21 protein-coding genes are annotated in these 24,824 nt (G+C 71.4%); 11 read left to right on the top strand and 10 right to left on the bottom strand.

Features of this window, described 5'->3' with window-relative positions; genetic code table 11:
* Window positions 1–28: 28 nt before the first annotated feature.
* Entirely contained in the window at window positions 29–727 is a 699-nt protein-coding gene (locus Q9G87_RS40130; protein WP_305921830.1) for a M50 family metallopeptidase, read from the bottom strand.
* Between the two features lie 257 nt (window positions 728–984).
* Between Q9G87_RS40130 and corA the strand changes: the two genes are divergently transcribed.
* Window positions 985–2,103, top strand: coding sequence for a magnesium/cobalt transporter CorA (corA, locus tag Q9G87_RS40125; protein WP_305921829.1), 1,119 nt, complete (start codon window positions 985–987; stop codon window positions 2,101–2,103).
* 147 nt (window positions 2,104–2,250) lie between these two features.
* On the opposite strand, the gene Q9G87_RS40120 is transcribed toward corA, so the two are convergent.
* Window positions 2,251–3,003, bottom strand: a complete 753-nt coding sequence (locus Q9G87_RS40120) for a Clp protease N-terminal domain-containing protein (RefSeq protein WP_305921828.1) — start codon at window positions 3,001–3,003, stop codon at window positions 2,251–2,253.
* A gap of 127 nt (window positions 3,004–3,130) precedes the next feature.
* Between Q9G87_RS40120 and Q9G87_RS40115 the strand changes: the two genes are divergently transcribed.
* From Q9G87_RS40115 to Q9G87_RS40105, 3 genes are all read left to right on the top strand, one after another.
* Entirely contained in the window at window positions 3,131–4,342 is a 1,212-nt protein-coding gene (locus Q9G87_RS40115; RefSeq protein WP_305921827.1) for a cytochrome P450, read from the top strand.
* A 120-nt stretch (window positions 4,343–4,462) separates the two neighbouring features.
* Window positions 4,463–5,290, top strand: a complete 828-nt coding sequence (locus Q9G87_RS40110) for a fumarylacetoacetate hydrolase family protein (protein WP_305921826.1) — start codon at window positions 4,463–4,465, stop codon at window positions 5,288–5,290.
* Window positions 5,291–5,323: 33 nt separating this feature from the next.
* Window positions 5,324–6,424, top strand: coding sequence for an FAD-dependent monooxygenase (locus Q9G87_RS40105; protein WP_305921825.1), 1,101 nt, complete (start codon window positions 5,324–5,326; stop codon window positions 6,422–6,424).
* Here Q9G87_RS40105 and Q9G87_RS40100 read toward each other — a convergent pair.
* The 4 genes from Q9G87_RS40100 to Q9G87_RS40085 are packed head-to-tail and all read right to left on the bottom strand — an operon-like array spanning window position 6,397 to window position 10,322.
* Window positions 6,397–7,944 carry a heparinase II/III domain-containing protein gene (locus Q9G87_RS40100; protein WP_305921824.1) on the bottom strand — a complete coding sequence of 516 codons (1,548 nt, stop codon included), beginning with the start codon at window positions 7,942–7,944 and terminating at the stop codon, window positions 6,397–6,399. The genes Q9G87_RS40105 and Q9G87_RS40100 overlap by 28 nt on opposite strands.
* A 27-nt stretch (window positions 7,945–7,971) precedes the next feature.
* The gene (locus Q9G87_RS40095; protein ID WP_305921823.1) at window positions 7,972–8,742 is read right to left on the bottom strand and encodes a hypothetical protein; all 771 of its coding nucleotides are present in this window, start codon (window positions 8,740–8,742) and stop codon (window positions 7,972–7,974) included.
* Window positions 8,735–9,310 (bottom strand): RNA polymerase sigma factor, encoded by a 576-nt coding sequence (locus Q9G87_RS40090; RefSeq protein WP_305921822.1) that lies wholly within the window; start codon window positions 9,308–9,310, stop codon window positions 8,735–8,737. The genes Q9G87_RS40095 and Q9G87_RS40090 overlap by 8 nt, the downstream gene beginning before the upstream one ends.
* 58 nt (window positions 9,311–9,368) lie before the next feature.
* A complete protein-coding gene (locus Q9G87_RS40085) occupies window positions 9,369–10,322 on the bottom strand; it encodes a winged helix DNA-binding domain-containing protein (protein WP_305921821.1) in 954 nt (317 codons plus the stop codon).
* 135 nt (window positions 10,323–10,457) lie between these two features.
* On the opposite strand from Q9G87_RS40085, the gene Q9G87_RS40080 reads away from it, so the two are divergent.
* The 3 genes from Q9G87_RS40080 to Q9G87_RS40070 are packed head-to-tail and all read left to right on the top strand — an operon-like array spanning window position 10,458 to window position 16,132.
* Window positions 10,458–11,657: a hypothetical protein gene (locus tag Q9G87_RS40080; protein ID WP_305921820.1), complete on the top strand. Its 1,200-nt coding sequence runs from the start codon at window positions 10,458–10,460 to the stop codon at window positions 11,655–11,657.
* Window positions 11,654–12,925 carry a hypothetical protein gene (locus tag Q9G87_RS40075; RefSeq protein ID WP_305921819.1) on the top strand — a complete coding sequence of 424 codons (1,272 nt, stop codon included), beginning with the start codon at window positions 11,654–11,656 and terminating at the stop codon, window positions 12,923–12,925. The genes Q9G87_RS40080 and Q9G87_RS40075 overlap by 4 nt, the downstream gene beginning before the upstream one ends.
* Before the next feature lie 42 nt (window positions 12,926–12,967).
* Window positions 12,968–16,132, top strand: coding sequence for a coiled-coil domain-containing protein (locus tag Q9G87_RS40070; protein ID WP_305921818.1), 3,165 nt, complete (start codon window positions 12,968–12,970; stop codon window positions 16,130–16,132).
* A 129-nt stretch (window positions 16,133–16,261) separates the two neighbouring features.
* Here the strand turns inward: Q9G87_RS40070 and Q9G87_RS40065 are convergent, their stop codons facing one another.
* Window positions 16,262–17,602, bottom strand: a complete 1,341-nt coding sequence (locus Q9G87_RS40065; protein WP_305921817.1) for a citrate synthase — start codon at window positions 17,600–17,602, stop codon at window positions 16,262–16,264.
* Window positions 17,603–17,655: 53 nt separating this feature from the next.
* On the opposite strand from Q9G87_RS40065, the gene Q9G87_RS40060 reads away from it, so the two are divergent.
* Window positions 17,656–18,879 (top strand): LeuA family protein, encoded by a 1,224-nt coding sequence (locus Q9G87_RS40060; protein ID WP_305921816.1) that lies wholly within the window; start codon window positions 17,656–17,658, stop codon window positions 18,877–18,879.
* An 89-nt stretch (window positions 18,880–18,968) separates the two neighbouring features.
* On the opposite strand, the gene Q9G87_RS40055 is transcribed toward Q9G87_RS40060, so the two are convergent.
* On the bottom strand, window positions 18,969–19,466 hold the full coding sequence (locus Q9G87_RS40055; RefSeq protein WP_305921815.1) for a MarR family winged helix-turn-helix transcriptional regulator: 498 nt from the start codon (window positions 19,464–19,466) through the stop codon (window positions 18,969–18,971).
* Between the two features lie 116 nt (window positions 19,467–19,582).
* On the opposite strand from Q9G87_RS40055, the gene Q9G87_RS40050 reads away from it, so the two are divergent.
* Window positions 19,583–20,548 carry an alpha/beta hydrolase gene (locus Q9G87_RS40050; protein WP_305921814.1) on the top strand — a complete coding sequence of 322 codons (966 nt, stop codon included), beginning with the start codon at window positions 19,583–19,585 and terminating at the stop codon, window positions 20,546–20,548.
* Between the two features lie 72 nt (window positions 20,549–20,620).
* Here the strand turns inward: Q9G87_RS40050 and Q9G87_RS40045 are convergent, their stop codons facing one another.
* Window positions 20,621–22,081: an LCP family protein gene (locus Q9G87_RS40045; protein WP_305921813.1), complete on the bottom strand. Its 1,461-nt coding sequence runs from the start codon at window positions 22,079–22,081 to the stop codon at window positions 20,621–20,623.
* A 119-nt stretch (window positions 22,082–22,200) separates the two neighbouring features.
* Between Q9G87_RS40045 and Q9G87_RS40040 the strand changes: the two genes are divergently transcribed.
* Window positions 22,201–22,425: a hypothetical protein gene (locus Q9G87_RS40040; RefSeq protein ID WP_305921812.1), complete on the top strand. Its 225-nt coding sequence runs from the start codon at window positions 22,201–22,203 to the stop codon at window positions 22,423–22,425.
* A 1-nt stretch (window position 22,426) separates the two neighbouring features.
* Entirely contained in the window at window positions 22,427–23,350 is a 924-nt protein-coding gene (locus Q9G87_RS40035; RefSeq protein ID WP_305921811.1) for an alpha/beta hydrolase, read from the top strand.
* Here Q9G87_RS40035 and Q9G87_RS40030 read toward each other — a convergent pair.
* On the bottom strand, window positions 23,323–24,816 hold the full coding sequence (locus Q9G87_RS40030; protein ID WP_305921810.1) for an alpha/beta hydrolase family protein: 1,494 nt from the start codon (window positions 24,814–24,816) through the stop codon (window positions 23,323–23,325). The two genes, Q9G87_RS40035 and Q9G87_RS40030, sit on opposite strands and share 28 nt — an antisense overlap.
* Window positions 24,817–24,824 lie beyond the last annotated feature (8 nt).

Genomic DNA, 24,824 nt, shown 5'->3' with positions numbered 1-24,824 from the left:
GCGGGTGAGCTTGTGCGAATGTTCGGGACTAGAGCGGATTCATGAGATATCCGCCGAAGACCGCGGCCGTGAGGGACACCAGAAAGAAGAAGAACACGTAAAAGCCGCCCGGCAGGAACGTCAGCCGCGCCAGCTGGTCGGCGTCGGAGTCCCTCGCCTGCCGCCTGCGCCGCTTCTGCTGCAGCTCGATGATCGGCCGGATCCCGCCCAGCAGCAGGAACCACACCGCGACCAGGGCGACGACCTGCTGGATCTCGGCGGCCGCGTACATGATCAGGGCGAACACGGCGCCGCCCGTCGCCAGGAGGATCAGCGCGCCGTAGAGGTTGCGGATCAGCAGCAGCATGCAGACCAGGAACAACAGGACGGTCCAGATCAGCAGCGTGATGCGTCCCTGCGCGGTGAGCCAGGCTGCGGCCAGCCCGAGCAGCGGCGGCGCCAGATAGCCCGCCAGCGCGGTCAGGATCATGCCGGGCCCGGTGGGCCGGCCCCGCGTCAACGTCACGCCGGAGGTGTCGGAGTGCAGGCGGATGCCTTCGAGTTTGCGCCGGGTGACCAGCGCCATCAGCGCGTGGCCGCCCTCGTGGGCGATCGTGATCAGGCCCCGGGACAGCTGCCAGGACATGCGGAAACCGACGATCACGAGCGCGACCAGAGCCGAGACCACCACGACCCAAGGGTCGGGGTCAGGCTGAACCTTGATCAGGTGGGCCCAGAAGTTGTCCATCGAGGAGAAACCCTATCCGGGCGAAGTCTCGGCCGCGGCCACAGAACAACATTCTGGGATGGATGGCGAAATCGACGCACAGTTCAGATTCGACGACAATCTGATTGTCCGCCATCACGACAGGCTCGAGGTCCGACACTGGTCGCGGCCGGCCGCACGGGCTGCTCTTCGGGTGGACGCCGATGTGGCGCAAGACCATCAGGGACCGTACCGCGCAGCAGCTCGGCCCCGCATAGCAGTCGTTCGGGAGTGTGAACATGGCCAGGGTCAGAGGTTTCAGGCGCAGCGGCGAGGCCCGCGAGGAGGCGCCCGAACACTCGATGGACCCACGGGCCGCAGAAAAGCCTCCATACCGGCCGACGGTCATCGACAACGCGATCTACCAGGGCGGTGAGCGCGTCGACAACCCCGGCTCGCTGGCCGACGCCTTCGAACGCCTCAACGAGATGCCGGGCAGCATGGCCTGGATCGGGCTGTACCGCCCCAAGGAGTGGGAGCTGGTCAAGCTCGGCGAGGAGTTCGAGCTGCACGAGCTGGCACTGGAGGACGCCATCGTCGGCTCCCAGCGGCCCAAGGCCGACCGCTACGGCGACACGCTGTTCGTGGTGCTGCGCGCCGCCCGCTACCTGGACGACGTGGAGGAGGTCGCCTTCGGCGAGGTGCACGTCTTCATCGGCCCCAACTTCGTGATCACCGTACGGCATGCCGAGGCGCCCGATCTGCAGGCGGTGCGCAAGCGCATGGAGTCCGACCCCGACCTGCTCCGGCAGGGCCCGCAGGCGGTCCTCTACGCGATACTCGACGCCGTGGTCGACGGCTACGCGCCGGTGGTGGCCGGGCTGCAGAAGGACATCGAGGAGATCGAGGTCCAGGTCTTCGGCGGGGACCCGTCGGTGTCGCGCCGCGTGTACGAGCTGTCCGGCGAGGTCATCGAGTTCCAGCGAGCCACGGCGCCGCTGGTCGGGATGATCCACGGCTTCATCGCAGGGGCCGCGAAGTACGGAGTCACCGACGAGCTGCAGAGCTACCTGCGCGACGTGGCCGACCACGCGATCACGGTCGCGGAGCGGATCTCGGCCTTCCGGCAGATGCTGCAGAACATCCTGGTCGTCAACTCGACGCTGGTGACGCAGGCGCAGAACGCGGAGATGGCACGCATGACGGAGGCGAGCATCCAGCAGGGTGAAGAGGTCAAGAAGATCTCCGCCTGGGCGGCCATCCTGTTCGCGCCGACTTTGGTGGGGACCATTTACGGGATGAATTTCGACTTCATGCCGGAAACCCACTGGGCGTTCGGCTATCCGTTCGCGATCCTGCTCATGGCCGTCGTCTGTCTCGTCCTCTATGTGGTCTTCAAACGGCGGGATTGGCTCTAGTCTTCACCTTTCGTGATCAACCGCGTATGAGCGGCTGGACGGCGACGTCCTACAAGGCCGCGACGACGAGGCCGATCAGGATCAGGGTCGCGAGGGTGAGGCGGACGGCAGCGAGCGCCCACCTCCGGCCGACGGCACTCCAAACCCTCACGTCTCCAGCCCGACATGCGCCTCCAGGCGTTCCAGGCGCTGGACGAGCGGCTGCAGCTCGCTCCTGATCGCGGCGGACAGCGCCGCGATCTGGCCCTGGCCCTGGGCCAGGTCGGCCTGCTGGGTCTGGGCGCGCAGGTGGACATAACCGGCCAGGGCCGCCGCGACAGCGCGGCGGGTGAGACGGGTCTCGGCGCCCAAGGCGCGCAGGACCTGGCCGGCGGTGCCATCGGGCTCAGCGACCAGGCCCAGCAGCAGGTGCTCGCAGCCGACGTAGTTGTGGCCGAGTGAGGTCGCCTCGTTGACGGCGAACTCCAGCGCGTTGGCGGCGGGTCCGCCGAAGCTCCGCACGTCGCCCGCCTCCGCGTTCGCGGCCGGTGCCTGCCGCCGGGCCAGGTCGCTCTTCACCTGTTCGAGGCTGATGTCCATGGCACGCAGGACGTGCAGCGCCAGGTTGGCGCCCTCGGTCAGCATGCCGTCGAGGAGGTGCTCGGTTCCGACGCTCGCGGCCCCTTCCGCGCGGGCCCGCTCCGCGGCGAGCTTGAGCACGGTGCGGGCCCTGGCCGTCAGATGGGTCAGCGCGCCGGTCGGCACGTCCAGGTCGAGATCGGACAGCACGGTCTGCCTGATGGCGGCCACCCGGCGCACAGCCTGCTCCAGCGCTCGCTGGCAGACCGCCGACACGGGCACGCCGGCTTGCTTGACCGCCTCAGCCAGCTCGTCGGGCAGATACACATTGATCTTTGGCATGCCCCTACTGTAACCCCAATGGGGTTATGTGGCTAGGTCGGGCAGATGGCGATGGCGTATATCGAGCAGCCGAGTAATGATCGCTGTGAGGCGCGCTACCGGCTCCGGTTCCGCAAGGGAGAGTCTCATGGCCGACCATCCGACCAACGACGCCATCGCGCTCATCAGCGGCGCGTTCTGGGGCCGTAACCCGCACGACGAGCTGCGGTGGATGCGGGAGAACGCCCCGGTGTACCGGGATGACGAATCCAACGCATGGGGCCTGGCCAAACATCGCGACGTGCGATACGCGTCGCTGCACCCGGAGATCTTCTCCAGCGCCGGAGGCATCCGGGTGGAGACCGGCCGGCTGCCCATGATGATCGACATGGACGACCCCGAGCATCTCAGCCGGCGCAGGCTGGTGAACCGGGGCTTCACACCGCGCCGGGTCGCCGCGCAGGAGGACCGGATCCGGATGATCTGCGATGGCCTCATCGACCGGGTCTGTGAGCGCGGCACCTGCGACTTCGTGTGGGACCTCGCCGCGCCGCTGCCGCTGATCGTGATCGGTGACGCCCTCGGGGTCGCGCCGGAAGACCGCGAGGACCTCATGAGGTGGTCCGACGACATGTTGCGCGGGTTGACGGGGATCTCCGACGACATGGCGCTGATCCGCGCGGGTGAGGCGTTCGAGGAGTACCAGGCCTACGTGAGCACGGTGATCGCCGATCGCCGCGCGGGGCCGCGGGAGGATCTGATCAGCGTGCTGGTGCACGCCGAGACCGACGGCGAGCGGCTCGATCACGACTCGCTCGTGTACGAGTCGCTGCTCATTCTGATCGGCGGGGACGAGACCACCCGGCACGTCCTGTCCGGAGGCGCGTACCAGCTCTTTCAGCATCCGGAGCAGCGCCGGAAGCTGATCGACGATCCGGAGGGCATTCCCGTCGCGGTGGAGGAGATGCTGCGCTGGGTGTCACCGATCAAGAACATGAACCGCACCGCCACCCGGGACGTCGAACTGGGCGGCCAGCTCATCCGCAAGGGTGACAACGTCCTGCTGCTCTACCCCTCGGCCAACCGCGACGCCGACGTCTTCACCGCTCCGGACCGCTTCGATGTGGGACGGCGGCCCAACGACCACATCGCGTTCGGGCTCGGCGGCCACTTCTGTCTCGGCAACAGCCTGGCCCGGCTGGAGTTACGGGTGATGTTCGAGCGGTTGCTGTCCCGCCTCCCGGACATGGAGCCGGTCGAGGAGGAAGAGCCCGCCTACCGCGCCGCCAACTTCGTCTCCGGGTACGAGTCCATGCCCGTGCGCTTCACTCCCGCTCCGCCGGTGGGCGACGGCGGATAGCCGAGGGCGAGCAGGGGCTCGTTCTTCACAGCAGAACGCTGATGCGGCGCGCGGAACGCATCTCATAGCGTGGGGGCCCATGACGCTCGTATTCGACGGCACGCCCCAAGGAGGGCTCGGGTGAGGCTCGCGACACTGCGGCTGCCGCGCCGGACGACGGCCGCCCGCATCGACGATGATCACGCTGTGGAGATCGGCGCGCCCGACGTCGGCGCGTTGCTGACCGATCCGCAGTGGCGGGAGATCGCGGCCGCCGCCGACGGCCCCAGGCATCCGCTGTCCACGGCCGATCTCGCGCCCGTGGTGCCCCGGCCTGGGAAGATCATCTGCGTGGGGCTCAACTACCGCAACCACATCCTGGAGATGGGGCGGGAGCTGCCCGAGCATCCGACGGTGTTCGCGAAGTTCGCCGAGGCGCTGATCGGGCCGTATGACGACATCGTGCTGCCGGCCGTCTCCCAGGCCATGGACTGGGAGGCCGAGCTGGCGGTGATCATCGGTACGACGGCGCGGCACGTGCCCGCCGAGCAGGCGCCGGCGTGCATCGCGGGTTACTCGGTGTTCAACGACGTGACGGCCCGGGACTACCAGAACCGCACGCTGCAGTGGCTCCAGGGGAAGACGTTCGAGGCCACCACGCCGTTCGGCCCCTATCTCGTGACACCGGACGAGGTGGACGGGGCTCCGATGACCATGGTGTGCGAGGTGGACGGGGAGGGGATGCAGCAGGCGGACGTCGGCGACCTGGTGTTCTCGCCCGCGGAGCTGATCGCGTACCTGTCGGAGATCCTCACCTTGCAGCCGGGCGACGTCATCGCCACCGGCACGCCCGGCGGCGTGGGGCATGCCCGCAAGCCGCCGCGCTACCTGGCGGACGGCAGCAAGGTCGTGACGCGGATCGCCGGGGTCGGGGAACTGGTGAACACCGCCCGCCGCCATGGCCGATGAGTGCCGGCCGGCGCGCGGGAGACAGGTGTGGTCGTGAGTGAGGTGCTGGTCGTCGGCGGTGGGATCGGCGGGCTGGCGGCGGCCTTTGCGCAGGCCAGGGCCGGGCGGTCGGTGCGGGTGCTGGAGCGCTCGCCCGAGTTCGGCGAGGTCGGCGCGGGCCTGCAACTGGGCCCGAACGCCACGCGCGTGCTGGCCGCCTGGGGCCTGCTCGACCGGGTGGTCGCGGCCGGGGTGCTGCCCCGGCGGCTGGTCTTCCGCGACGCCCTGACCGGCGAGGAGCTCACGCACCTGGACCTGGGCGAGGAATTCAGGCGGCGCTACGGCGCGCCGTACGTCGTGGCACACCGCAGCGACCTGCACGCCATCCTGCTCGACGCCTGCGCCGAGGCAGGTGTCGAGCTGCTGAACGGGCAGCACGTCGAGCGGGTGACGACCGAGGGCGAGCGGGCGCGGGCCCACTGCGTGGACGGCTCGGTGCACGAGGGCAGCGTGGTGGTGGCGGCGGACGGGCTGCAGTCGGGTCTGCGCGCGCAGCTGGCGTCCGACGAACCCGAGAATTCCGGATATGTCGCCTATAGAGGCACGTGTCCGCTTCCGGAGGACTTCGACACCGCGGACGTGGTCGCGTACATCGGGCCCGAGTGCCACTTCGTCCAGTACGCCCTGCGCGGCGGCGAGCTGCTCAACCAGGTCGCCGTCTTCCGCGGCCCCGGCGAGCTGGAGGCGACCTTCGGCGGCTGCTGCGCGGAGATCGGCAAGGGCCTGCCCTACCTGTGGCGGGACCGCCACTGGCCCATGCTCGACCGGCCGCCCATCGACACGTGGGTACGGGGACGGCTGGCCCTGCTCGGCGACGCGGCCCACCCGATGCTGCAGTACCTGGCCCAGGGCGCCTGCCAGGCGATCGAGGACGCCCACGTCCTGGCCGAGCAGGCGGCGGGCGGGGACTGGGACCGGGCGCTGGCCGCCTACCAGGAGATCCGCGTCCCGCGCACGGCGCGCATCCAGACCACGGCCCGGCTGTGGGGCGACATCTGGCACGTGGACGGGGTGGCGAGGGTGCTGCGTAACGAGCTGTTCCGCACCAGGGACATGGCGAGCCACACCTACGTCGACTGGCTGTATGGCAGTTGAACGGGGCCGTCCGGCGTGTGGACGGTCACGACGTTTCCGGATGCGGACAGCTTGGCCTCGCCCGGGACGATCACCGTCAGCACGCCGGCCGCCTCGGGGGACAGCACGGTGACCGCCTGCGCGGTATGCAGGTACCCGGTGCACACCAGCCCGGGACGCACCGCCTGCCCGTCCCCCGGCAGCTGGAGCAGCGTCACCCGCCGGTCCCCGTCGCCGAGCACCACCGCGCCGTCGCCCCGGGAGACCACCTCCAGCGCCGGGTCGAAGTGCCACAGGCTGCGTAGCGTCCCGCGCCGGACGGTGTCGCGCACGGCCATCAGGTCGGGCCCGTGGTTGACGAGGACGTGCCGGGTCCTCCGCGCCCCGTAGGCCTCGTCGGCCAGCTCGAAGGCCTGGCGCGACGGCCCGATCGTGGAGCCGGTCAGGCGGGTGGCCGTGCCGGGCCTGAAGGTCCCGGTGACGACCGGCACGTTGTGCGCCTCGGGTGAGCGGGTCCACTCCACGAAGCCGGTCCGCTCGTAGGAGTGGAACCCGGCCTCCACCAGGATCCGGCGGCCTCGGGCGCTGTAGGTGACGCCCAGGTGATCCTCGTGCCCGTGCAGCCGCCGCCCCGGGCCGAACCTGATCGAGTAGTAGGCGGAACGCGGATCGTCCCAGGCGGTCCGCCCGAAGACGTACCCGCCGTCGAACACCCGCACCACCGGCCCGTCATGGGGAAACCCGTCCGCGCGCGCGTCGGCCGGGCTGTCGCCGATGGGGACGAGCCGGCCGTCCGGCTGCGTGGCGTGCGCGATGTACGCCTCCAGCGCCGTCCGCCTGGCCACCAGCCGCTCCGGCGGCTCGGCGCCGCTCTCGCGGATGGCCCGCAGGGCGATGCCGAGCCGCCGGTGCACGTACAGGCCGTAGCGGGGGGCCTGCTCGTGCAGTACGCCCTGGGCGTCGATGGCCAGCTCGGCGGAGGCCGTCATCCTGCGCACGGCCAGGTCCCGCCAGCGGGCGCGGCCCAGCCGGCAGCCGACGACCAGCAGCCCGATGTCCTGGTCCAGGCCGTGGTTGTGGCCGGCCCGGTAGAGCGCGGGGTCGGCGAGGATCTCGCCGTGCTCGGCCAGGCTGTCCCACAGGACGCCGGTGCGGAGGTGTTCGCTGAGACACACCAGCACCGGGGCGCGCAGGGCGACCGCGTGCTCGGCCCACGCCCACGGGCTGATCCCGTGGCCGCCGCGCGGGTTCTCGCGGATCCAGTGCTCGGCCAGGGCGCGGGCGCGGTCCAGGTACGCGCTCTCGCCGGTCCGCTCGTACGCGGCGACCAGGCCGCCCAGCCAGCGCAGGGTGTGCAGGTTGAGCGCCCAGGAGCGGTTGCCGAGCGGGTTCGCGGTCCAGTCGACGTCGGCGCCGAGCTCGACGGGCGGCAGCCCGGCGAACGTGACCCGGCCGCGCATCACCTCCTCCACCTTGATCACGGGAAACCGGTCGCTCAGGCAGATGGCCCTGCCTGACGTCGTGCGGGCACGCCAGAACACCTCGCGGCTCCTGTTGCGGGGGAAGGGTCAGGGAAGGTCGGGGCCGCGGTCGGTCCAGCCCGCGCCGAGCACGATCTCGGCGCGGCCGCCGCTGTCCACGCTGGACAACACCTGTGAGGTGGCCTGGTCGATGATCAGGGTGCGCCGGCCGCCAGAGGGCAGGCCGAAGGAGAACGCCTCCCCGGCGCGGCCCCGCGCGTCCGTACGGGCGCCGAGGTAGCGGACCTCGGGCAGGTCGGCGAGCGCCCGGTAGGCGGCGGCGCGCACGGCGGGAGCGGACGGCTTGGTCCACAGCAGGCCGGCGAGCGCGTCGGCGAGGAGCCGTTCCGAGCCGGTGGGCAACATCGCGGCAACCCGCTTCCGCAGCGCGCCCGGCTCGGCCGGGAGGCTCTGGATCTGCTGGACCGTCAGGTCCCGCCCAGCCATGCTGAACGGCGACCTGCCGGTCACGCGCGTGATCCTGCCCTGTTCTGCGGCCCACGCCTGGCCCTGCCTGGTCACCCAGAGCTCGGTCACCCGGCCGTCGTCGTGCAGCTTCTTGACGTGCCAGTACGTCCCGCCCGATCCGGAGGCGGCCGTGGTGGCCGCCGAGAGCAGGATCGACCGGCCGGACAGCTCTTGGGGCTGATGGACGGTGAAGACCAGGGCCAGCGCCGCCGCCACGGCCGGGACGACCGCCAGCCATGACAACCGCCGACGCCGGCGCCGGGACACCACCCGCCGCCACACCCGGTCCTGGGCGTCCGGGCCGGGCCGCGGCCGGCCGTACAGGTCGCGGACGAGCTCGAGGTCATCCATGGACCAGCACCGCCTCGCCGAGCAAGGCGCGCAGCTTTTTCCGTGCCCGGCTCAGCCGGGAGCCGACGGTGCCGTACGGGATGCCGAGCGCGGTGGCGATCTCGTCGTGGCTCAGCCCGGCGAGCGCGACCAGCAGCAGCACGTCCCGGTCGCGCCGGTCCAGCTCCGCCAGGGCGGCGGCCAGCTCGGGGCGCAGGCTCTGGGCGCTGACCCGGACCGCGACCGCGTCCTCATGCCCCGGGGAGTCCCCGTCGGGGCCGCAGCGGCCGAGCGCGCGCAGGGCGCGGGCCTCGAGGCGGCGGTGTTTGCCGATGAGCTTGGTGGCGATGCCGTACAACCAGGTGCGTACGGCCGCGCGGGACGGGTCATAAGTGGCGCGCTTGCGGAACGCGATGAGGAACGTCTCCGCGACGACGTCCTCGGCGTGGTCGGGGCCGAGCCGTTGGGCGACATAGGTGTGGATCTCCCCGAAGTAGGCGCCGAACACCTCGGCGAACCCGTCGGCGTGCAGGGCCCCGGGCGCGCGTGCGGCCCACGGCACCGCCGTCGCGATGGTCTCCCCCGTCATGTGCAACCTTCCGATGTATCAGTGGTCGTTTGTTATCTCCCGATACACCGGTTTGCTTTCACGGCTCCCCCGCGAGGAAGCGGCGCACGTCGGCGATCTCGTCGTCGAGCAGGCCGGCCGGCAGTGCCTCGAACGGCCGCACGCTCACCTGCGCGCCCTTCCTCCCCCAGACACCCTTGATCACGCCATCCACCAGCACGACGGGCCGCAGGACGCCGCCGCCGGGGAACACCTGCTTCGCGTACTCGGCGGCCAGGATCGGGTCCCTGCTCCGCCAGCCCATCAGGTATTCGTCGAACGCGGGCAGCAGGCGTGCCCCCGGCCCTTCGCGGTCGGGCGGCGACTCGTCCACGCTCAGGCCCCAGGCCGCGCGGGCCTGGCCGAGCGGCAGGCCCGACCAGGCGGCCAGGTCCTCGGGCGCGGCGGGGTGGTGGGCACGGCGGTAGCGGATGGCCAGCTCCTTGAGCGCGCGTTCGCGGTCAGGCTCGGGGACGACGGGAGCGCCCAGCCAGTCGGCCGCGTGCACGTAGGTGGGTTTGCCCGCGCGGAGCGGGCCCAGCACGGCCAGTCCGTGGTACGCGGCCAGCGCCACGAGGGCGACGATCCCCTGGCCCCGGGCGCGGCCGGCCAGGCGGTCCTCCAGGTCGGCCTTGGTGAGCGGGCCCTGGCCGTCGAGCGTTCCCGCGATGAGGCCGAGGGGGTCGTCGGCGGTGACGCCTTCCTCGCGCAGGCGGCGCAGGATGTGCGTGTCGCTCCTGGTCAGCGCGTGGATCCAGGGCAGGTCGTCGATGTGGGCGAAGTGGAGTGTGCCGCGCGGGCCCCAGGTCCTGACGATCTCACGACCGTGCCAGGCGGTCTCGACGTCGGCCGGGCTGAGGGTGGCCGAGCGGGCGCGGAAGGCCAGAAGGGCGGCGGGCACGTCCTGGGCCTGCACGGCCCCCAGGCGTCGGACGATCCCGCCCGCGGTCAGGCCGGACGGGCGGTGCAGGAGTTGTGCCTCGATGCTTCTCATCGCGTGGATCATCGTAAGAGCAGTCGCCGGCGCAGGCGAGTGGTGGGCACCCCGCTGCGCCGCCGGCGTACGCGTACCGGCTGGTAGCCGCGTTGGGTTCCGTGAGTGTCGGTCGGACGCCGTACCTTAGTGCGCGTGCCCGAACAGCCCTTGACCCTCGACACCGTCCTCACCGACGAGGCGGTGCTGTCCACCTACCGCCGCATGTTCGCCGCGCTGGCCCGCGACAGCGGCGCCGTGGTGGACGACCCGGCCCTGGTGGACATCGCCGAGACGCTGTTCGCGGCGTTCGCGGAGGCGGGCGAGGAGTGGCTGACGCACGAGCAGATGCGCTTCGCCTGCCGGGCCTATCCGAGCGACCAGTTCGACAACCGGCTGCGGGTGCTCAAGGGGCTGGGCGCGATCCGCGAGGTGTTCCCCAAGCCCAACCAGCTGCGTTATCGGGCGTCGTTCACGAGCGTGGTCGGGCTGATGTTCATCCGCCGGATGATGGACGACGGCGGGCAGTCGGAGATGCACCGGCTGCTGGCCCTCGAGGACCTCAATGTCGCCGACCCGCGCACCACGATGGAGGAGGCCAGGCAGAGCGCGGTCAACCTGGCGCGGGCGTTCCGGCTCTGGGCGCTGGAGCTGATCACGCTCACCACGGGCACGATCGAGGAGCTGCGCGAGCAGGCGCCCAAGCTGTGGGGCACCGAGGAGATCGCCCGGCGCGCGCAGGGGCTGCATGGCACGATCCTGACCCGCTGGCCCGAGCTCGACCGGGTGTGCACCGATCTGCGGGCGGCGATCTACTCCTACAGCGACGCCTCCCGCCGGGCCGCCGGTCGCCTGGCCGACTCGGCGGGCACCACGCGCAATCTGACGTTGCTGCCGACGGAGACGTGGCGGACGTTCGCGCAGACCGCCACGAAGGAGCGGCTGGCCGCCGTGCTCGACGGGTTCGTGTTCGACGCGCCGGCGCCGTGGCACGACCCGGCCGCCATCGCCCGCGCCGTGGACGAGGCGCCGCGACCGGCGCCTGCCCAGCCCACTCCCCCGCGCTCCACCCTGCCCGATCCCGGGCCTTCCGACGCGCTCGACTCCTCACCGGGCGCGGCGATGGAGCGGCTTCGATCGGTGGCCGAGTCGTTGCTGGGCGACGCCTCCCGGGTGGCGCTCGCCGACGTGCTCGGCCCCGACTGGCCGTCGGCCCGCCGCCTCCTGGCCGACCTGACCACGGTCGACCTGCGTCCCGAGCTGCCCTACCGGCTGGCCTGGTCCGATGAGCTGACGATCGATCCCGGCCGCGAGCCGGCGTGGTTGTCGCACGGATGGCTGGAGCGGGTCCAATGAGCACGACGGACAAGCCCGGCGCCGCGCAGACTCTTGCCGGGGCGCTCGAGGGGCGGGTCGCGCATGCGCGGGCCCGTTCGGGCGGGCCGCTGCCGCTCGGGGCCTCGGTGGCCGCGCCCGCCGGGATGGTGCGCCTGACGTGGCCGGACTCCACCGGGCATGCCGTGCCGGTGTGGCCCGACGGGGTGACGCCGTCGCTGCTGGACGAATACCAGGTAGCGGCCGTCCCCGTGGAGCGGGCCGGCGAGACCAGGCGGGTTCTGGCCGCCGTGCTGAAGTGTTGCTGGACGGACCTGTCCATGGATCCGTGGCCGGGGGATCCGGCCCCCGTGGAGCTGGTGCTGGACACCTACCGGGCGTTGATCGGGCGTACCGACGATCTGATGCGCAACTGGGCGATCGGGGCGCTGCGTCGCCTGCACGACTCGGCGTGGATCGTCCTGGACGACGGCGTAGTGGTGCTGGGCCCGCGTTGCGCCCTGTGGCCGGTGGAGTCGCACGCGCAGCTCCAGGAGCTGGTGCGGCGCCTGCCCGAGCCGGAGCGGCCCGATCTCACCGTGGTGCGCGACGCCGACATCGTGGCCGCCGCCCGCCCCGCCGAGGCGGCCCCCTCTCCGGAGGCGGAGGCCGGAGTGCGCGCCGAGGGCGGCACGGCCGAGTTCGACGATCTGCTGGGCGGCTACGACGAGCGGCGGCGAGCCGAGCTGGTGGCGGCGTTCATGGTGGTGGAGCACGCCGCCGAGCCGGTGCAGGAAGTCCGCTTCACCGCCCTGCGCGACCCTGCGCTGCGCCGCACGCTGGGCGAGATGCTGGCCCGGCGCGGCCGCACTCTCATCCAGCACCGCGACCGCTGGATCTCCGGCTACGACGACGCCCTCACCACCGTGGAGCCTGGCGCAACCCCGTTGGGGGTGAGCGAGCGGGCGGTGCTGACGCTGGTGCTGGTGCACTCGGTGGCCATTCCGCGGGCCGAAGGTCTGCTGCCCGAGGACTCGTGGTTGTCGCCGCACCCCACCCCCGCCGACGAGCTGCGCCGTCACACGCAACTGCCGATCGGCGAGCTGGAGGCGGCGCTTCGGACGCTGCGGCACGCCGGGCTGCTGAGCCAGGTGAAGGCCGGTGAGGAGGCGGGCGGCTATGTGCCGGGGCCGCAGTTCCACCGGCTCACCCCGGCGGCGCGGCGGCGGTTGCAGGAGGAGCTGATCCTGGCTGCGGGGCCGAACACGCCGCTCGCGGTCGCTGTCCGGGCGCGGAGGTCCGCGCAATGAGCATGTTCTCTGGAAGGTCTACGGGGGTCACAGGTGTCGCAGGTGGAGAACGTCGTCGGGGACCGGGTGCTGATCGCCGTGCAGGCGGTCAACATTTCGCGGCTGTCGACCCATCCGGTGCCCACCGTCCCCGGCACGCTCATCGTCGTGGCGGGCGCCGGGCCGAAGGACTCCAACGGCGCCGGTAAGTCGTCGTTCATCGCCTCCATCACAGCGCTGCTCGGGGACGAGCAGTGGCGCTTCGCCTCGGGCGCCAAGGCCGTGTCGGAGCTGCTGTTCAACGCCGAGCTGGCCAGCGGGGCGGGCGCCCGCCAGTGGGCGAGCGCCGACCACGGCTACATCGTGGGCGTCTTCGCCCCGCCCGGCATGGACGGCTTTCCCGCCGAGGCCTACGGCACGCGAGCGGTTGCCGGCCTCAGCACGTCCGCCGCGGGCGCGTCGAGCTTGCCCGCCCTCACGACGCCTCCCGGCTCCGCGACTGTCGCGACCGGCGCGGGCGGCGCGACCGGCGCGGGCGGCGCGACCGGGGCAGGGGACGCCGGTGCGGGGGCGTATCGCGGGGCGGAGGCCTCCGGGGAGCTTGTTCTGGGCGGGCCGGATGGTGAGGAGGCGAGTGCGGAGCTGTTCGAGGTGCCGGACACCTCCGGCGGCGCGCTCACCGTCTGGTTGAAGGTCAACCAGGAGGCCCCGCACCTGGAGATCCGCTGGCGGGAAGGCGTGCACCTGGCGGCCGCACCGTCGGAGGCGGAGCGGGTGGCGCGTGCCGACGAGATCTGGGCGTCGCTGCCCAGGTCGGCCGGGCGGCGCGACGTGGTGGCCCGCGACCTCACCAAGGTCCTCTACGGCGACCGGATCAGGTGTGTGTCGTTCCTGTCCACGTCCGTGCGCAGCAAGGTGGCCACCAACCTGCTCTCCCAGCCGCTCAACGAGATCTCCCCCGAGCGGGTCTTCGAGGCCATCGCCGCGCTCACCGGCTTGGACGCCGAGCTGGAGCAGGAACGCGAGGCCCGCAGGGACGAGCATGCCAAGCGGGTGCGCGCGGCGCAGGCGGGCGACCGGCTGGCCGAGTTCGAGGCGGAGTCGAAGGCGTTGCTGACGACGTTCGACCGGCGGGATCAGGCGAGGATCCGCCTGGCGGACGCGTTGCGGTGCTGGCGCGGCAGGCAGGCGCGCAGGCTGGCCGACGCGGCGGCCAAGGACGAGTCGCTGGCCGCCGACCTCGAAAGGCACCGCGCGGCCGGCGAGAGGGCGGCCGAGGCGATCGCGATGGTGAAGGCCGAGATCACCACGCTGAGGGAGGACACGCTGGACCGGCAGGTGTCGCAGGCCCGCAAGGAGCTGGCGGCGCTGCAGGCCAGAGCCGCCAAGCTGGACGCGGACCGCGCCGTGGCCGAGAACTCCGCCGACGAGCTGCGCGGCCAGATCCAGGCTCTGGAGGAGACCCGCAGGTTCGCCGACGGGCGTGACGTGCCCACGTCGGAGCGGGAGTTGCGGGAGGTCCGGCTCCGTCTCAACGAGGCGCTGAAGGCGTTGGGCGTGGCCGACCAGGAGATGCACTCCGCCCAGGCGGCGCTGGACGACGCGGAGGGCGGCCCGGCGGCGGCCCAGCTCAACGCGCTCGCGGCGGCGGGCATCGGCGCGACCGGTCTGCTGGACGCGCTGGACGTGGCCGAGCAGGCGCGTGAGGCCGGGCAGCCGGGTGGCCTGCGCGGGTGGCCGCACGAGCACGCCGTGGTCGTGGATGCCGCCCAGCTCTCCTCGGCGGCCGACGCCCTCGCGGCGTTGCCCGGGTCGGTGCTGGTCAGCGCGGCCGGGGTGAGCGTGGTGGGGGCGTTCGACGGGGTGGCGACCGGGCGGGAGGCCCGGATCAAGGCGGCCGAGCAGCGGCTGCACCGGGCCAAGGACGTTCAGGAGACGGCGGCGCAGGCCGTACGCAATGGGGAGGAGGCCGTCGCGGAGGCGCAGCGGCGGCTGGAGGGGGCCAGGGCCGGGGTGCGGCTGGCCGAGGTCGAGGCGAAGCTGAGCGAGCGGCGGATCCGGCTCGGCGAGCTCAACACCGCGATCGAGGAGCTGGCTCCTAAGATCGCCGAGGCGGAGCGGCTGGCCGGGACGCTGGACTTCCGCGCCCGTACGCGGGACATGGAGATCGAACGGCTGGAGGGCCGGCGGCAGCGGCACGAGAGCGAGCGGGCACAGGCCCGCGACCAGGAGACGAAGGTCGCCGCCGAGCGGCAGGCGCTCAAGCTCGAGGCGTTGACCGCCGACTGGGGCGGCACGGTGGAGACCGCCCGCGAATGGCTGGACACGCTGGCGGAGGAGGAGCGGCCGCGCACGGCCGAGGAGTGGTGGCGGATCGCCGAGCGGCACTTCGACCAGGCGTTGCGCGACACGTTCCCGGAGGAGGACGCGGAGATCCCTGAGGAGCTGCGGTTCCTGCTGAACGAGCGGGGCGGGAGCACGGCGCGCGAGCAGGCGACGTTCGCGGCGGTGTGCGGCGCGCTGGCGTCGTACCTCCGAGGTCAGGAGGAGTACGAGCGGCACCAGCGGCGGCAGATCGAGGCGCAGATCGTCTCCAGGCAGCGCGACCTGGCGGCGGCGGCCAGGGGCGCGGAGGAGGCGGCGCAGTCGACGGCCGTGCACCGGGCGGCGCTCACGGCAGCGATCAAGTCGCGGCTGACGCGGGTGGCGGAGGAGTTCGAGAAGCTCGACACGTCCTACGGCGGCTACGGCGCGACACTGGAGTTCCCCGTGCCGCCCGCGCCCGCCGATCCCGAGCAGCGCTGGCAGTGGCGGGTGACACCAAAATGGCGGCGCGGCGAGGGGCAGGGGTTCGTGCCGTACAACCGGCGGGCCAACACCGCGCTCATGGACGAGAAGGCCGTCAAGCTGGTGTGCGCGGCGGCCATCGCGTCGTCCGGGGGCGGGCACCTGTGCCTGGTGCTCGACGAGCTGGGCCGCAACCTGGGCAAGGAGCACCGCAGGGAGGCGGTGGCGCTGTTCAGGCGGATCGGCGAGACCTACGGGATCACGGTGATCGGGGCGCTGCAGGACGACATGGAGCCGTACGCGATCGACGCCTGCGGCCAATACGTCAAGCTGCGGCGCTCGTCGGACGCGATGCCGTACAACGAGCCGCCGGTGATCGTGGGGCATGACCAGCACGCCGAGCGGGTGCGGGCGCTGGCGGCGTACGTCGACCGCAGCTGACGCGGCCTCCCACGGCAGGCTGCGGCAGCTGCGCATGATGGCCACCCAGCGGACGGGCGCTCGCGGCCCCGGCTGGCCGGTGAGGCGGCGCGGCGCGGTCAGACGGTTCCCGTGCCCCGCCGATAGAGGTCACGCGCCGCGGACCGGCGGGCCGGTGTAGGAGGCGCGCAGGCGTAGGAGGGTGCCTCGCTCATACTCCTCCATCGCGTGCGCCAGCCACCCCGCCACCCTGGCGACCGCGAAGACGGCCTCCCCCGCGCCCCTGACCATTCCGCTGACGGCGGCGAGGATGGCGAGGGCGAAGTCGATGTTGCGCTCGGGGAGCCGCCGCCGGCGCATCTCCGCCAGCACGGCCATGCCCGCGGCGATTCGCTCATGTCCCGGCGCGGCCTCCTTGACCAGGTCGAGCAGGAGGCCGCCGCGACCGTCGCCGTTCTTGTAAATGCTGTGGCCGAAGCCGGGGATGCGCTCGCCGCGCCGCACCCGCTCGGCGACCGCCCGCGCGGCCTGGCCGGGCTCGGCGATCTCGGCGAGCAGCCGCTCGGCTCCGTACGACGCGCCGCCGTGCAAGGGGCCGCCGAGCACGCCGAACCCTGTCAGGACCACGGCGTACGGGTCGGCCTTCGCGGAGGCGGCGACCCTGGCGGCCAGCGTCGAGGCGGCCAGCTCGTGGTCGGCGAGCAGCACGAGCGCGGCCTGCACCGCGTCGAGCAGGGCCGGCGAAGCGGGGTGCGGGCACAGGCGGGACCACAGGCGCTCGGCGATCGACTCCCCCTGCGGCTCGCTGAGCTGGGGCAGCGCATCAACCAGCCCGGCGATCAGGCGGCGGCCGGTGGCGGCGACGGAGGCGGGGTCGAGCTGGTAACGCAGGGAGTCTGACGCGCCGAGGACCGTGGTGATCACTTGCAGGCGGTCGAGAGGCAGGAGGTCGTCCGGGAGCCCGCGCTGGGCCACGACCGCAGCCTGCAACGCGCCCGGCTCGCACCGCCACGACACCACTCCGGTATCGGGCGCTGGGCCGGGGTCGCGCTGCCGCGCCATCGCGGGCGAACCGGCGGACGCGCGATGTCGCGGCTGCTGCCCGTCGCCCTGTGGCTCCGCAGGGGCAGCCGGCCGCCGTCGGCGTGGGCCCGGCAGCACGCCGGGGTCGGCGGTCCAAAGCCATTCTGCGACCGATTCAAAGGCTGTCGTCCCGGCCAGCTCCAGCGCGTCGACCCCCCGGTAGTAGGGACGGTCGACGCCGAGGGCGGTGACGGCCGACTCGATGACGAGCTCCGGCGGCTGGCTGCGCGGCCGTCCCCGCCGGGCGAGCCGTTCGATCTCCTCGGCGGAGAAGAGGCTGCGCCGCCCGTCGTCGCTGCGCCGCCGCTGCAGCACTCCCCTGCTCACGTACGCGTACAGCGTGGCGGGCTTGACCCCGAGCCGTTCGGCCGCCGTGGCCGCGTCGATCCACTCCACCCCATCCTCCATGTTGATTAAAATCAATATTGATCCATGACGAGCACGGGTGTCAACGTGGGGGCATGCCAAAGGTTCATTTCCTGGATGTGACCAACCGGGACGGCGTGCAGACCGCGCGCACCGGCCTGTCGAAATTCGGCAAGACCATGGTCAACTTCTATCTGGCCAGGCTCGGGGTGGCGCAGTCCGAGATCGGTTTCCCGTTCCTGTTTCACGAGGTCCCGTATGTGAAGGCGCAGCTGGCGCTGGCCGAGGCGGGGGCGTTCGGTGAGCTGCGGTTGTCCGGCTGGTGCCGGGGCGTGCCGCAGGACGTGGAGCGGGCGGCGCCGCTCGGACTCAAGCACTACAACCTGTCCATCTCGACGTCCGACTACATGATCCAGAACAAGTTCCGCGGCCGGCTGGACAGGGGCGCGATCATCAGGGAGATGACGGCGGCGGTCCGCGTGGCCAAGGACGCGGGCGCGCTGACCGTGGGCGTGAACGCGGAGGACGGCTCGCGTACCGATGACGGCTTCCTGCTGGAGTTCGCGCTGGCGGCCAAGCAGGCGGGCGCCGACCGGGTGCGCTACTGCGACACGATCGGCGGCGACACGCCCGACCGGATCCGTGAGCGCTTCGCGAAGCTGGCCTCGGCCACCGCGATGCCGGTAGAGACGCATTGCCACAACGACCTGGGCATGGCCGTGGCCAACTCGGTGTCCGGCGCGCTCGGCGACCTCGATGCCGGGCAGGACGCGTGGATCAACACGTGTGTGAACGGCATCGGCGAACGTTCCGGCAACGCCGACCTGCTGTCCACCATCCTGGCCTTCGAGCACGGCTTCGGGCTGAACGCCGAGATCGGTGACGCGCTCGACCTGTCCTGGGCACGCCGGTTCGGGTTGTGGGCGAGTTACGCGTTCGGGCAGCCGCTGCCGTACAACCAGGTGGGGGTGGGGCGCAATGCGTTCGCGCACGAGTCGGGCATTCACGCCGACGGCGCGCTGAAGGATCATGGTAACTACGAGCTGTACGACGAGGCGACGCTGGGCCCGTTCCCCGAGGACTGGCACGCGAGGAGCGGGCGGGTCGTGCTGACCGGCGAGTACGGCGGAAAGGCCGGGTTCCGGCACGTCATGGAGGGGCTCGGGGTCGAGGCGGTGGAGGACGAGGACCTGGCGTTCCGGCTGGTCCAGCTCTGCAACGCCATGACCGGCAGGCCGCTCACGGACGAGGAGCTGCGCCTGATCGCGACGTATCCACGCGAGCTGTCCCTGCTCTTCCCAGGCTACGAAGGCGGCTGAGGTCGCCGACCTCGGCCCGCTGCACCAGCGCATCGACGCCGGCGTCAGCGTCGATGCGCCGGAGACCATGGCCTACGGGGAACACGCCTTCAACCGCGGCCGACGTTGGCGATGAGCAAGCGGAGCAGGTGTCTGACGGTGGTGTGCTGTTCGGGGGTCAGGCCCATGGCGTCGCCGATGGCGAGGGGCACCGTACGCGCTCGTTCGCGAAGCCCCGTGCCCGCCTCCGTGAGCGTGATGGCCACCGATCGCTCATCGTCGGCGCGTCGTTCGCGGCGGATCAGGTTGCCGGCTTCGAGGCGCTTGAGAAGGGGGGACAGCGTGCTGGACTCCAGCTGGAGTGCGGCGCCCAGCTCCCGCACCGAGACCGAGCCCTGCTCCCACAGCACGAGCATGACCAGGTATTGGGGATAGGTCAGCCCGAGCTCCTCCAGCAGGGGGCGGTATCGCGCGGTGACCGACCGCGAGGCGGCGTAGAGGGCGAAGCAGAGCTGGTCGTCCAGCAGGAGAGAGCCCTCCTGGACGTTGACGTTCGGAGCCGGATCCACCCGTTCCTCCCTGGCGCGCACGATCGATGACGATGTCATCCTAGCCAACCCGAGGCGCACACGACCAAGTCGTACCCAAATAAGTTGTGCACGACTTAATTGCGCGCTACTGTTTCGGCTGTCGCCACTTCGGCGCCCATGACAAGGAGCACGCCATGTCCGAACACGTCATCAGTCCTGTGCTGGAGCCGGCCGCCGCCGCGTTCGCCGAAGCCACCGCCAACCCGCCATACCTGTTCGACCTCGGACCGGCCGACGGCCGCAAGGTCGTGGACGAGGTGCAGTCCGGCGACATCGCCAAACCCGAGGTCACCGAGGAGTGGGTGACCGTCCAGGGCGGGCCCACGGGATCCGTCCAGGCCCGCATCGTCCGGCCGGCCGACGCCGACGGGCAGCTACCGGTGATCGTCTACATCCACGGCGCCGGCTGGGTGTTCGGCAACGCCCATACGCACGACCGGCTGGTGCGCGAACTGGCGGTCGGCACCCGGGCCGCCGTGGTCTTCCCCGAGTACGACCTGTCCCCCGAGGCCCGCTACCCGATCGCCATCGAGCAGAACTACACGGTCGCCCGCTGGATCGTCACCGACGGCGCCACCCATGGCCTGGACGCGACCCGCATCGCCGTGGCCGGCGACTCCGTGGGCGGTAACATGTCCGCCGCGCTCACCCTCATGGCAAAGGAACGCGGGGACGTGCCGCTGGTGCAGCAGGTGCTCTTCTACCCGGTCACCGACGCGAGCTTCGACACCGGCTCCTACCACCAGTTCGCCACCGGCTACTTCCTGCGCCGCGACGCCATGCAGTGGTTCTGGGACCAGTACACCACCGACGACGCCCAGCGCGCCGAGATCACCGCCTCCCCGCTGCGGGCCTCTCTGGACGACCTGGCCGGCCTGCCACCGGCGCTGGTCATCACCGCTGAGGCCGACGTCCTCCGCGACGAGGGCGAGGCGTACGCAAACAAGCTGCGCCAGGCCGGTGTCCCCGTCACGGCCGTCCGCTACCAGGGCATCATCCACGACTTCGTCATGCTCAACGCCCTGCGCGAAACCCATGCCGCCGGCGCCGCCATCAACCAGGCCATCAGCACACTGCGCACCGCCCTCGGCAGCGCATGACCCAGGCCACCTGTGCGGAACGGGGGCCCGCACAGGTGGAGGGGCACCCGCCCGCAGCCCTTCTGGGCCGGACTAGAGCGCCCCGCCGCACCCTTCCGTGAGGCCCTTGGCCGGGTTGGTGCTGGTGCCGGTGGTCTTCTTCGGGGTCTTCTTCGGGGTCGGGCTGGACGACACGCCGGGCGAGGCGGTGGCGGCGAGGGCCGGCTTGGGCGCGGACGAGTCGCGGATGGCCTTGGTCGCGACGGCGCGGATCTTCTCCCAGTCGGGGTAACCGGTGTTGATCAGCGGCGGCACGAACTGCACACTCGTCACCTTCGCGTTCTTGACCTTCAGCGCCAGCGGCACGAGGTGCGTGAGCCAGCGCCGCGGGATGTCGGTCCTGATCAGCTCTTTGGTGGCCAGCGCGATCTTGTTGAACCTGGTCAGCACCGTCCCCGGATCCGCCTGGTCGAGCAGGGCGCCCAGCACGCAGCGCTGGCGGCGCATCCGGGTGTAGTCGTCGCTGTTGGTGCGCGAGCGGGCGTACCACATGGCGTCGGCGCCCTTCAGCTTGCGCGTGCCGGCCTTGACGAGGCCCTCGTTGTACTTGCCGAAGACGACGTCCGTCTCGACGTTGATCGTGATGCCGCCGATGGCGTCGATGAGGCGGGCGAAGCCCCACATGTTGACCAGGGCGTACCAGTCGACCTTGACGCCGAGGGTGTAGCCGATCGTGTCCATCAGGACCTTGGGGCCCTGGTGCTGCCTGCCGCCGAAGATCTCCGGGTGCGCGTCGGCGTACTCCCAGACGCTGTTGAGCAGGTCGCTGCGCCCGCCGGCGGCGTCGGGCGGCAGCCGGAACCCGTTGGGGAACCGCACGGCCATGGGCGTGCCCGGGCGGAACCGCACGTTCTCCAGGTTGCGCGGCAGGCTGAACAGCACGGTGTTGCCGGTCTTCACGTCCACACTGGCCAGGTTCATGCTGTCGGTACGCACGCCGACCCGATGATCGTCGGCGTCGCCGCCGAGGAGCAGGATGTTGACCCGCTGCCGCCCCGCCCACGGATCCTCGGGCTTCGGCTGGGCCAGGGCCGGCGACTCGCCGTCGGACGGGTTTTCCTGGAAGATGTCGTTGAGCGTCTGCTGCGAGGTCCACACGAACTGCCCGACCCACCCGAACGGCAGCATCACCACGACCGCGAGCAGCCCGGCCACCGTGCCGCTGACGATCTGCCCGTTCTGCGTCAGCCGCCCCGGCCGCAGCACCACGAACGAGTGCACGATCAGCCCGAACCACGCCAGCCCGAGGATCCCGGCGCCGACGATGATCGCGGTCAGCCGGGAGTTGTCGATCAGCGAGCCCGCGAGGTTGTCGAGGTCGTTCATCAGCCACACCGCGAGCAGCGCCAGCAGCCCCGCGGCGTAGCAGGAGATCAGGACGAGGCCGGTCTTGCGCCAACCGGCGCGCAGGTGAGCCGCCCCCGGCGCCAGTGCCGAGAGCACCAGCCAGCCGAGGACCTCACCGGCACTCGCCGGTCCCTTCGCCTGCTGCACGCCATCCCCGTTTCCCCGTGTGCCGACCCTAGGCATGAATTGAGTCGGCAGCCTACGCATGGAATACGAAATATGTCTTTATCGGAGAGTGAACATCAGTAACCGAATAAAGTTCGGACATGCCCTTCTCTGAGATCGAGTACGGCGTGGCCGATCGCATCGCTACCATCACATTGAACCGCCCCGATCGCCTCAACGCGCTGACCTTCGCGATGGGCGGCGAGTTGGCCGAGGCGTTCGACCTCGCCGACGCCGACGACGAGGAGGCGAACTTCCCGATGAAGGTGAGCCGGGATCTGCCGTCAGGTGTGCCGTTCTGGCCGGAAAATCCTTATCGTGGCTAACATGTACGAGGTCACCACGCTGCGACTCCCGGACGACTTCGAGGGCGAGGTCGTCGCGACGCTGGTCTCCAGGACGGCCGGATCCCGCAAGGCAGTGCTCTACCTGCACGGGTTCACCGACTACTTCTTCCAGGACCACCTGGCCGACTACTACGTCCAGCGCGGCGTCGACTTCTACGCGCTCGACCTGCGTAAATACGGCCGCTCGTTGCTGCCGCACCAGACCAGGGGCCTGATCAGGAGCGTCACCGACTACTTCCCCGAGATCGACGAGGCCGTACGGATCATCAGGCGGGATCACGACGAGCTGACGATCAACGCGCACTCGACCGGCGGCCTGATCGCCCCGCTGTGGGCCGACCGGGTACGTGGCCGCGGCCTGGTGCAGGGTCTCGTGCTCAATAGCCCGTTCTTCGACCTCAACGTGCCCGCGCCGTTCCGCCTGGCCGCCGACCTGCTCAAGACGCCGATGTCGTACACGCGCAGGGCGCTCCCGCTGGGCATCAGCACCGCGTACGGGCAGACCCTGCACCGCGATCATCACGGCGAATGGGACTACGACCTGGAGCTCAAGCCACTGGGCGGGTTCGCGGTGCACGCCACGTGGCTGGCCGCCATCCGCCGCGCCCAGCGCCGCCTGCACGCGGGTCTCGCGGTGGACGTGCCCGTCCTGGTGCTCTGCTCGACGACGGGCCTGCGGGTACGCGACTTCGTTCCGGAGGCACGCTCGGCCGACGTCGTGCTGGACCCGCGGCAGATCGCCCGCTGGGCCACCTCCGTCGGGCCGCACGTCACGTGCGTCCGCATCCAGGACGGCGTGCACGACCTGGTGTTGTCGGCCGAGCCCGTGCGCAAGCAGGTGTTCGCCGAGCTCGACCGCTGGATGAACGCCTTCGTCTACCAGGGGAACGAGAACAGCCCGTAGTAGGCCGCCGCCACCATCAGCAGCCCGGTGCCGCCCAGCACGCCCGCGACCGCGACGTGCTGCCAGCGGCTCGGCTGCATGCCCTCGCGCAGCGCCGACACGAACGCCGCCACCGCCGTGACCTCCTGGATCAGCATGAGCACGGCCAGCAGCCGCACGACCAGCCACCCGGCCAGCACGGCCGGCCAGGCGCCCGCCTGGTTGATCGAGAACAGCACCAGCAGCATGATGAACGCCACCACCGACGCCAGCAGGCCCAGGCTCGTCCACGCCATCCTGACCAGCCGGCGTCTGATCGGCCGCCACAGGCGGGCGTTGCTCTCGACGGTCAGGTGACCGCGGCCGCGCAGCCGGACGAGGACGGCGGCGACGGGGCCGGCCACATAGCCGACCGCGGCCAGGCAGATCGTCAGGCCCAGCATCGTGCCGCCCGCGTACCAGGGGGCCTCGGGCACGTCGCTGGCCTCGAACCGCTGCACCGGGGTGGCGCCCGCCATGTGGATCGCGGGCTTGGCAGTGGTGGGCAGGCCGGTGATCCAGTTGGTGAGGGTCTCCAGGTAGCCCTGGGTGAACGGGCCGCCCTGGACCCGCATGGCGTGGTCGCCCTTGGCCATGAACCGGATCGTGTAGTGGTCGTTGCCCGCCTTGTCCATGGCCGTGATGAGCGCCTTGGTGGACTCGACGAAGGGGATCGAGGGGTCGGTGGTGCCGTAGAACGCCAGGACCGGCTGCTTGATCTGGCTTAAAGCGGGCATCGCGTCGTAACGCAGGAAGTTGAAGCCAACCCCGCCCATCGCCCTGGTCAGCAGGTCGCGCGCGCCGACCGGGGCACGCAGCCTGAGCAGCTGCTCGTTCAGCGCCCAGGCGACCTGACGCAGCGGCGAGACGTTCGGCGAGGACACCAGCACCACGAAGCCCACCGCCGCGCTCTTGGCGGCCGCGATCGGGACCACCCAGCCGCCCTCGCTGACGCCCCAGATCCCGACCCGCGTGGGATCCACCTCGGGCAGCGTGCGCAGATACTCCACCATGCGCAGCGCGTCGTCGGCGAGCAGCCCGAAGTCGCGCTCGCGGAAGTTGTAGCCGATCGTGCGCTTGTCGAACGCGATCGTCACCACGCCCGCCTTGGCCAGGAACTCCGCCTGCGGCGTGAACTCCGTACGCGAGCCGTTGCCCGACCCCGACACAAACACCATCGCCGGATGCCGCCCGGGCGTCATGGGCATCCGCAGCGTGCCTTCCAGCCGCTGACTTTCGGCGGGAAGCGAGATCTCCTGCCTGCGGACAGGCGCGAGCGCCGCCACCGGCCGCACTTCGCCCGCCGGCTGCGGCGCGATCGCCTGGAAAGCTGGATCCACCTTGAGCGGCGGCGGATCGAACGCGGGCGGCAACACATAGCCGACCGTCGCAAGAGCCACCAGCACCAGACCGGCGGCTACGCTCAAGGTGCCACGGCCTGTGCGCATCGGCCTCC

The sequence above is a fragment of the Nonomuraea turcica genome (genome assembly GCF_030718205.1).
In the GTDB taxonomy this organism is placed as follows: domain Bacteria; phylum Actinomycetota; class Actinomycetes; order Streptosporangiales; family Streptosporangiaceae; genus Nonomuraea.
Note: the sequence above shows the minus strand (reverse complement) of the source record. Positions and strands in the feature narration are given on the sequence as shown.

What these genes read in the sequence shown, in the direction of transcription:
- Q9G87_RS40130 (WP_305921830.1), bottom strand. Translation starts at nt 727, where the DNA reads ATGGACAACTTCTGGGCCCACCTGATCAAGGTTCAGCCTGACCCCGAC.
- corA (WP_305921829.1), top strand. Translation starts at nt 985, where the DNA reads ATGGCCAGGGTCAGAGGTTTCAGGCGCAGCGGCGAGGCCCGCGAGGAG.
- Q9G87_RS40120 (WP_305921828.1), bottom strand. Translation starts at nt 3,003, where the DNA reads ATGCCAAAGATCAATGTGTATCTGCCCGACGAGCTGGCTGAGGCGGTC.
- Q9G87_RS40115 (WP_305921827.1), top strand. Translation starts at nt 3,131, where the DNA reads ATGGCCGACCATCCGACCAACGACGCCATCGCGCTCATCAGCGGCGCG.
- Q9G87_RS40095 (WP_305921823.1), bottom strand. Translation starts at nt 8,742, where the DNA reads ATGGATGACCTCGAGCTCGTCCGCGACCTGTACGGCCGGCCGCGGCCC.
- Q9G87_RS40090 (WP_305921822.1), bottom strand. Translation starts at nt 9,310, where the DNA reads ATGACGGGGGAGACCATCGCGACGGCGGTGCCGTGGGCCGCACGCGCG.
- Q9G87_RS40085 (WP_305921821.1), bottom strand. Translation starts at nt 10,322, where the DNA reads ATGAGAAGCATCGAGGCACAACTCCTGCACCGCCCGTCCGGCCTGACC.
- Q9G87_RS40075 (WP_305921819.1), top strand. Translation starts at nt 11,654, where the DNA reads ATGAGCACGACGGACAAGCCCGGCGCCGCGCAGACTCTTGCCGGGGCG.
- Q9G87_RS40065 (WP_305921817.1), bottom strand. Translation starts at nt 17,602, where the DNA reads ATGGAGGATGGGGTGGAGTGGATCGACGCGGCCACGGCGGCCGAACGG.
- Q9G87_RS40060 (WP_305921816.1), top strand. Translation starts at nt 17,656, where the DNA reads ATGCCAAAGGTTCATTTCCTGGATGTGACCAACCGGGACGGCGTGCAG.
- Q9G87_RS40055 (WP_305921815.1), bottom strand. Translation starts at nt 19,466, where the DNA reads ATGACATCGTCATCGATCGTGCGCGCCAGGGAGGAACGGGTGGATCCG.
- Q9G87_RS40050 (WP_305921814.1), top strand. Translation starts at nt 19,583, where the DNA reads ATGTCCGAACACGTCATCAGTCCTGTGCTGGAGCCGGCCGCCGCCGCG.
- Q9G87_RS40040 (WP_305921812.1), top strand. Translation starts at nt 22,201, where the DNA reads ATGCCCTTCTCTGAGATCGAGTACGGCGTGGCCGATCGCATCGCTACC.
- Q9G87_RS40035 (WP_305921811.1), top strand. Translation starts at nt 22,427, where the DNA reads ATGTACGAGGTCACCACGCTGCGACTCCCGGACGACTTCGAGGGCGAG.
- Q9G87_RS40030 (WP_305921810.1), bottom strand. Translation starts at nt 24,816, where the DNA reads ATGCGCACAGGCCGTGGCACCTTGAGCGTAGCCGCCGGTCTGGTGCTG.